Below are 6,190 nucleotides of genomic sequence, written 5' to 3' on the forward strand. Positions count from 1 at the left end.
ACGGACTCATAGTTGGATGAATCGCTTTCGGCGCATTTTGATTCGCTGGGACAAGTCTGCTGAGAATTACATCGCTTTTCTGCATTTCGCCTGCGCGCTCGTCGCTTTCAGGGCCGCTGGGTTATTAGGATAGGCACTTAGTATTGTGCTGTTTGTTTGGCTTCTGCGAGGTCTGATACGGAGAGTCCGATTACAGCTCAGTGCTATGTTTATTAGTTTATCTTTGTTGTTTGGCGCGATCGTATTCGCGGGCATATCTGTGGTGGTCTATTTAAACCAAACAGTTCTTGTTCAGAGCGCGTCGTTAAACGCGTACCGGTATCATTTGCTTCTCAGATATGAATTCGACACCCCTGCATATTACATGTTGTATAAATGCGATCCACTTAATCGCAAGTGCAACGTTGTTCATCGCTTCCCAGCCGAAGCAAACTATCCTGGCGGAGATCAGGAGATGATTTCTCCAAAACTGCCTACTTTCCTGGTTATCGATCCATCCGCAAATGTATTATTTGTGCGAGAAGGCTACAATGCGATCTACGAATACCACCCCTAGCCTGACTCCTCCCCATGACTCATCCGCTAAATCCGTTCCATCCGTTGTCAAAATGCCGCTGGCACATCGTGGGCTTTGCCGCCCTCGTCGCCTTGTTCGTGGCCTCATTCCTCATTCTTCGCGCCAACGAAGACGAGGCCTGGGCCAGAATCCAACAGCGCGGTCTCATCACCTTTGCCACCGACCCGACCTACCCGCCGTTTGAGGCGCTGGATGCCAACGGCAACTTCTTCGGCTTCGACATTGATCTGGCGCGGGCGGTGGCCGAGCGGCTGGGGCTGAAGGCCGAGTTTGAGGCGGTGTCTTACGACGGGCTGATTGGAACGCTAGTGGTGGGGCGCGACGACGCGGTGATTTCGGCCTGGGTCATTCAGCCGGAGCGGGGCAAGGAAGCGAGCTTCACGCCTTCGTATTTCAATGCCGGTGTGGTGCTGGTGACACGGGCGGATGTTTCTGTAACGCGAGATGACATCTCGCGCTACAAGTGGCAGGCAGGAAAGACGCTGGCGGCGGAATACGGTTCGCAGGGTGACGCGCTCATTCGCAAGTGGTCGCGGCTGGTTGCCGGGCTGACGCCGATCTCGTCGCCCGACTCAGCGGCGGCTATGCAGGCGGTGAAGGACGGGCAGGCCGAGGGGGCGCTGGTGGACGCGGTGGCGGCCTTCGAGTTTTTGGGGGCACACGCCGAACTAAAAGTGGCGGCATTCATTCCAGAATCCGATGCGTCTTACGTCATCGCCGTCTCGGCCAAGAGCCAGGTGCTGTTGCGCGAACTGACGCGGGTCCTAAACGAATTGGAAGCCGATGGAAGTTTGGGGGAGTTGAGGGTGAAGTGGTTTGGCGAGGCGGCGAGGTAGGGGCGATTCACAGGTAGGGGCGATTCATGAATCGCCCCTACCTGTCGTCCGTCTGAATGATGACAAACGCCACCTCGCCCGGCGGCACGTAGACTGAGGTGCGATAGAGTTTGCCGTTCACCGTCGTCTCAATGTTGCAGTTGCCTTGTGGGATGTCGGACATGGCGAAGTTCTCGACCAGCACGTTGTCCGGCGGCGTGCCCTGATCCCAATACGTATCCACGAAACGCAGAGCATCTTTGCAGGTGATGAAGAGTCTCGCGCCGGGAATGAATCGGCCATCGGCGTTGATGAGCCGACCGGCGATCACGCCCCCGCCAGGGTTGGGCTTGTACCAAAGTTCCGGGTTGCGAACCGAGCCGAAATAGGATTGCGGATCGTCGAGCCGCACTTCAAAGTGCAGGTGCGGCCCGTAAGCAATGCCGGTTGCGCCGACGACGCCGACCAGGTCATTCGTGTTCACCTGTTGCCCGACAGTGACGGCCACACTGTCGAGATGGCCGTAGAGGGTGAAAATGGCGTGGCCCTCCCACGGCTCATTCATCTGAATCACCACCACGTTGCCGTAGAAATTTTCTTTCGTGCCAAACACCTCCACATCATCAGGCCCGGCAAAGAACACCGTGCCGGGGCCAGCCGCGCCCACCGCCGCGCCCTGCACCGGGGCCATATCTAGGCCGTGATGCGGCGCAAGCCTGCCGTCGTAAGTCATGCCAAAGCGGTATTGCGACGAGGGCGCGATGTTGGGAACCGGTCGGTCGAAAATCAGATGCGGCTCATTGGTCACGCTCGCCGGCGGCTTCTTGAGCTTGCTGGCGTCGCCGGTTGGGAAGACAGCAGGCGGGTAGGGCGTGTATGTGGCTCGCACCACGATTCGCGAGTCGGGTGTGTTGCTGGCCGGGCGAGTAAGCGTAGCCGACGGCGTGAACGTCTGGCTTGGGGTGAAGGTGAGACTCGGCGTTGGCGAGGAAGTGCGGGTGGCCGATGATGTTTGACTCGGGGTGAACGTGCGGCTGGGCCGTTGAGTCGGGGCCGGGGTGGCCGAGGATGTGAAGGTCAGGCTTGGGCCGGATGGGGTGGCGGTGGGAGTGAGAGATGCGGTAGCAGTTAAAGTGAAGGTCGCAGTTGGCGTTTCAGTCGGAGTGCCGGTAAGCGTTTCAGTCGGCGTAGGAGTCAGCGTGTCGGTAGCGGTTGCGGTGAAAGTATTCGTCGGCAGTTGGGCCACAGCCAGCGGCTGTGCGCCGGAGTAGGCGGCGGCAGTGGCGCAGGCGGTGAGCAATAGACAGTAGGCAGTGAGCAGTAGGCAGTAAGCAGTAAAGCGCGGGATGTGAAGCGTGCCCCGGCTTCTGACTTCTGGCTTCTGACTTCTAACTTCTGAAGAACTCATGGTTTTGGCGTTGCCGTAGACGTGGGCGTGGCAGTGTAAAGCGTCCCTGTTGGAGTCGGCGTCCACGTGGGCGGCGGGTTTACCTCACGAAATTCAACCCAGGCCACTTCATCAGGTTTGATCACAATCGTCTGCTTGTAAGTCCTGGTCGTGTTCACCGACACCGTATAGGTGCCGGGCGGCAGATCGCCGACGACGAAATTTTCGCCATAGGCCGGATCGGAGTTGACCGTCTCGGCGGCATAGGTGGTGAGGAAGCGGTTCACGGGCGCATCGCTTTCGATTTGCTCCGAGCGAAGGGTGACGGAAGCCAGCGGAATGAGATTGCCTTGCTTGTCTACCACACGCCCGGCCAGCACGCCCCACTTGGGGAACGGCTTGAGCCACAGTTCGGGGTTGCGAGTGGAATTGTAATCATTGTACCCCACGCGCACTTCAAAATGCAGGTGCGGGCCGCCGTTGGCCGCGCCCGTGCCGCCCACTTGCCCCAGCGCCTCGCCGACGCGCACAAATTGCCCCGGCTTCACCGAGACGACCGACAGGTGGCCGTAAAGGTTGAAGACGGGTTGATCGTTGAGGGCTTGCGCCAGTTCGACGACGACGGCATTGCCGTAGAAGTTGGGCAGGGGGCTGATCGGCGCTTGAATCACGTCCGGCCCGGCGAAGACGACGATGCCCTCGGCGGCGGCGAGGATGGGCGTGCCCTGCGGGTTGTAGAACTCGACGCCGTGATGCGGCGCGTACTTGCCCTGCTGGGTTGTGCCGTAACGATAATTAACTTCGACGTAGTTGATATGATCTTCGTCAATGGGCCGCGCCAGCCACAAATGGGACTCGGGCAAAGCGTTGAGCGGGGCTAAGGTTGGCATTGGCGTGTTGGTGGCTCTGGGATTCCTGGTGGGGTAGGGCGTTCGGGTGAACGTTGGCGTGGGCGTGAGCGATGGCGTGAACGTTTGGGTGGGCGTCAGAGTCGGTGTTGGCGTGGGTGTGTCGGTGGGTGTGACCGGCGTTGAGGTGGGCGTGTCCGTGTTCGTCGGCGTCAGTGACGGCGTGGTTGTGAGCGTGTCGGTCGGAACGGGCGTGATGGTAGCGACCGACACCGCCGGGGGACGCGGGGTGTTGGTGGAAATAGTGACTTGTGGATCGCGCTGGCAAGCAGTGGCCAGTAAGCAGTAAACAGTGAAAAGTAAAAAGGGAAGGCGGAACTTCATCGAGTGGACACAAAAGCCGCCGACAGAAACCAGTCGGCGGGTGAGCGGGATTATACCATTTGGCATTCGTAACCCAACTGTAGGGGCGAAGCAGTCGCAGGCGATGTTATGAATTCATTAGGGTATTTGCCCCGCGAAGTGTGCTTCGCCCTTATAAAGCAGGAGTTGTTGGCGGCAAAAACTGGTGAACCACGTCCAGTATCTCTGCTTTGGCGAAAGGCTTGAAGATACACCGGGCCGCGCCGAGGGCCAGCGCCTCTTCAACATAGGCCGGCGAACCGGCGGCGGTGACGATGATGACCGGCACATCGGCCAGGTGCGGTTTCTCTTTCAACTCTTCCAGCACGGCCAGGCCGTCCATGATCGGCATCATGATGTCGGAAATCACCAGGTCGGGCTTGTCGGCTTCCATTGCCGGAATCATTTGCGTCCCGTCAACAACGGCAGTGACCCGGTAGCCGTCGCTTTCCAGAATCAAAGTGAGCAGGCGGCGTATCATGACTTCGTCATCGGCAATGAGAATATGGTGGGACATGAGACGATTATACTTTTTTTGATACCCCGCGTAAAATGAAGCGCACACCAGAAGAACATGCCCGTCTCTCGACCCCTGTTGACTCTTGCTCTGCTTCTGCTGGCCGCCCTGGCCTGCTCGCGCACCGCGCCCCAATCTGATCCGGGCGGCGGGCCGGTGAGTCACGTCACGGTAGTAGGCGGCGGCGAGGCCTTGCCCGTCACACCGCATACCAGCACGCCCAACTCGCCCATCGTCAGCGGCCAGGTTTACCCGACGAAAGAAGTCGTGGGCACACCCACGCCCGACGCTACGCGGCCCTCACCCCGGAGTGACAGCCCTCAAGGCTACATCGTCCAACCCGGCGACACGCTTGGCTCCATCGCCGAGCGTTATAGTGTGACGGTGGCTGAGATCATGACAGCCAACAATTTACAGAGCGACGTGCTCTCGGTCGGCCAACAGCTTACCATCCCTGCGGCCTCGCTTGCGCCTGCGCCCGACTATAAGATCATCCCGGACTCGGAACTTGTGTACTCGCCGTCGGTCATCGGATTCGACGTTGAAGCCGTCGTGAACAGGTTTGGCGGTTATCTGGCGAGTTACGTCGAAACAGATCGCGACGGCGTGACTCGAACCGGCGCGCAGACCGTGCAAGTGGTGGCCGAACGCTATTCGGTGAACCCGCGCTTGTTGCTGGCCCTGCTGGAGCATATGTCGGGCTGGGTCACCATCAAGTTCCCGCCAGAGGATACGCTCATCTATCCGTTCGGCCACTTTGAGCCGGGCAAGGAAGGACTCTTGCGCCAACTTAGTTGGGCGGCAGACGAACTCAACGCCGGTTACTATGGCTGGCGTGAGAACAAACTGGCCGCGCTTCCCTTCAACGACGGCGGAACTCTGGCCGTCGCGCCAAGCGTCAATGCTGGCACCGTCGCCCTGCAATACTTTTTTACCAACCACTTCGCCGGCGGCGACTGGATGCGGCAGGTTCAACCCGGCGGCTTCGATCTCACTTACTCGACTCTCTTCGGCAATCCGTTTGCTTACGCTTTCGAGCCGCTCATGCCAACCGGCCTGGCTCAGCCCGCCCTCGACTGGCCGTTTGAAAAACAAGAGGTATGGTACTTCACCGGCGGGCCGCACGGCGGCTGGGACTCCGGCTCGGCCTGGGCCGCTCTCGACTTTGCGCCCGACACTGAAGGCTGCCAGATCGCCGAACAGTGGGTGGTGGCCGCCGCCGACGGCCTCATCGCGCGTTCCGGCGAGGGCGCGGTTCTTCAGGATTTGGACGGCGACGGCTTCGAGCAAACCGGCTGGACGCTTTTCTACATGCACATCGGCGCGACGGATCGCGTTTCCTCTGGCACGTTTTTACGCAAAGGTGATCGTGTCGGCCACCCGTCCTGTGAGGGCGGCTTTTCCAACGGCACGCATTTGCACTTTGCCCGCAAGTACAACGGCGAGTGGGTGGCCGCCGACGGCGCCATTCCATTCAACCTGGCCGGCTGGACGATGATCTCTGCCTGGCGTGAATATGATGGCTGGCTGAGGAACGGCGATACCCAACTCGAAGCCCAGGATCTGGACCTCGCGCTCGAAGCGGGCGCGGCCAGAAGAGCCGGTGAACGGTCCGCCGTGCATGACCTTGATGGCGACGCGGCG

General features: G+C 59.9%; 6 protein-coding genes. 3 read left to right on the forward strand and 3 right to left on the reverse strand.

The genetic code is table 11. The annotated features are described in order from the left end of the window. Positions 1-133: IS5/IS1182 family transposase (locus HYZ49_17860; protein MBI3244151.1), on the forward strand; the 133-nt coding region annotated here is incomplete at its 5' end. A gap of 437 nt (positions 134-570) precedes the next feature. Continuing rightward, positions 571-1,413 carry an amino acid ABC transporter substrate-binding protein gene (locus HYZ49_17865; protein MBI3244152.1) on the forward strand — a complete coding sequence of 281 codons (843 nt, stop codon included), beginning with the start codon at positions 571-573 and terminating at the stop codon, positions 1,411-1,413. 37 nt (positions 1,414-1,450) lie between these two features. Here the strand turns inward: HYZ49_17865 and HYZ49_17870 are convergent, their stop codons facing one another. The 3 genes from HYZ49_17870 to HYZ49_17880 all read right to left on the reverse strand — a co-directional run bounded on the left by HYZ49_17870 (position 1,451) and on the right by HYZ49_17880 (position 4,546). Continuing rightward, positions 1,451-2,800 carry a peptidoglycan DD-metalloendopeptidase family protein gene (locus HYZ49_17870; protein MBI3244153.1) on the reverse strand — a complete coding sequence of 450 codons (1,350 nt, stop codon included), beginning with the start codon at positions 2,798-2,800 and terminating at the stop codon, positions 1,451-1,453. Continuing rightward, the gene (locus HYZ49_17875) at positions 2,797-4,077 is read right to left on the reverse strand and encodes a peptidoglycan DD-metalloendopeptidase family protein (protein ID MBI3244154.1); all 1,281 of its coding nucleotides are present in this window, start codon (positions 4,075-4,077) and stop codon (positions 2,797-2,799) included. The genes HYZ49_17870 and HYZ49_17875 overlap by 4 nt, the downstream gene beginning before the upstream one ends. Positions 4,078-4,162: 85 nt before the next feature. After that, positions 4,163-4,546 carry a response regulator gene (locus tag HYZ49_17880; GenBank protein MBI3244155.1) on the reverse strand — a complete coding sequence of 128 codons (384 nt, stop codon included), beginning with the start codon at positions 4,544-4,546 and terminating at the stop codon, positions 4,163-4,165. Positions 4,547-4,603: 57 nt separating this feature from the next. On the opposite strand from HYZ49_17880, the gene HYZ49_17885 reads away from it, so the two are divergent. Continuing rightward, on the forward strand, positions 4,604-6,190 hold a 1,587-nt coding region (locus tag HYZ49_17885; protein MBI3244156.1), incomplete at its 3' end, for a LysM peptidoglycan-binding domain-containing protein.

This window comes from Chloroflexota bacterium, from assembly GCA_016197225.1.
Lineage (GTDB): Bacteria > Chloroflexota > Anaerolineae > Anaerolineales > VGOW01 > VGOW01.

What these genes read in the sequence shown, in the direction of transcription:
- HYZ49_17865 (MBI3244152.1), top strand. Translation starts at nt 571, where the DNA reads ATGACTCATCCGCTAAATCCGTTCCATCCGTTGTCAAAATGCCGCTGG.
- HYZ49_17870 (MBI3244153.1), bottom strand. Translation starts at nt 2,800, where the DNA reads ATGAGTTCTTCAGAAGTTAGAAGTCAGAAGCCAGAAGTCAGAAGCCGG.
- HYZ49_17875 (MBI3244154.1), bottom strand. Translation starts at nt 4,077, where the DNA reads ATGCCAAATGGTATAATCCCGCTCACCCGCCGACTGGTTTCTGTCGGC.
- HYZ49_17880 (MBI3244155.1), bottom strand. Translation starts at nt 4,546, where the DNA reads ATGTCCCACCATATTCTCATTGCCGATGACGAAGTCATGATACGCCGC.